The sequence below is a fragment of the Roseovarius roseus genome (genome assembly GCF_043355935.2).
In the GTDB taxonomy this organism is placed as follows: domain Bacteria; phylum Pseudomonadota; class Alphaproteobacteria; order Rhodobacterales; family Rhodobacteraceae; genus Roseovarius; species Roseovarius roseus.
Map to the genome: position 1 here is coordinate 1 of NZ_JBHFPE020000062.1, position 801 is coordinate 801.

Below are 801 nucleotides of genomic sequence, written 5' to 3' on the forward strand. Positions count from 1 at the left end.
CGCTCAGTGAACGAGCAACACCGGCTATGAAAAAGCAGGTGGACGCCAGTTCCTACACCACTTCCCGGGGCACTACCACAGGCTCGGTTCACGACAGCCCGGCCCGTAGGGTCGCGCCATACCCTTTCCCACAAAAAAAGATCAATCATTCAAGCTCTTGGTAGCTTTCGCCTTGCGAATGGGGCAACATCGATCCATGCCAATTTTGCTTCAAGACATCTGGCCGATTGAGAACCTCGGCGAGTACAAAATTCACTTCGCCCGCTGGAACCAGCACAGCCAACCGCTGGAGGTGTTCGCGCGGGATCGCCGCGAGTGGCAGGAGTGGCAAGAATACAGACCTGGCAGGGATGACTTCAACCGTCCGCTCATCTTCTCGCTCATGCAATTTTACCATGAGCAGGACACTTGGCTGTTCGGCGGCGTTTACCGGGTTCTTGAGCGCCATGCGGATCGCTATGACGTCGAGCTGACAGACATCGGTGCAAACATGATCGGTCGGCTGAAGCTGTTCTACCCCTATCGCGACCGCACAACGCGCGCGGTCATGGAGCGCCACCATGCAGCATTTGAAGTGCGCGAAATCCTGAGCGAGCCCTATTCAGGGCGTACCTTCCCAGGGTTTGACGATGTTGATCTATCATTCGAAGAACTGGAGACGCTCATCCGCAACGAGCGTCTTGACTGGCGCGCAGCGATGGAGTGTAACCGCCGGACGTAATCTCTGTTGATTGTCACTGAGAACTGACCCGGCAACTGCAGAAATTGTCATCGAGAATTGACCCATGTGCAACCTTGCCC

General features: G+C 55.8%; 1 protein-coding gene. It reads left to right on the top strand.

Going from position 1 to position 801, the window contains the following annotated elements:
- Positions 1–196 precede the first annotated feature (196 nt).
- Positions 197–721, top strand: a complete 525-nt coding sequence (locus tag ACEWPL_RS19465; RefSeq protein WP_393930808.1) for a hypothetical protein — start codon at positions 197–199, stop codon at positions 719–721.
- Positions 722–801 lie beyond the last annotated feature (80 nt).

Coding starts and splice junctions, on each gene's coding strand:
- ACEWPL_RS19465 (WP_393930808.1), top strand. CDS start 197: ATGCCAATTTTGCTTCAAGACATCTGGCCGATTGAGAACCTCGGCGAG.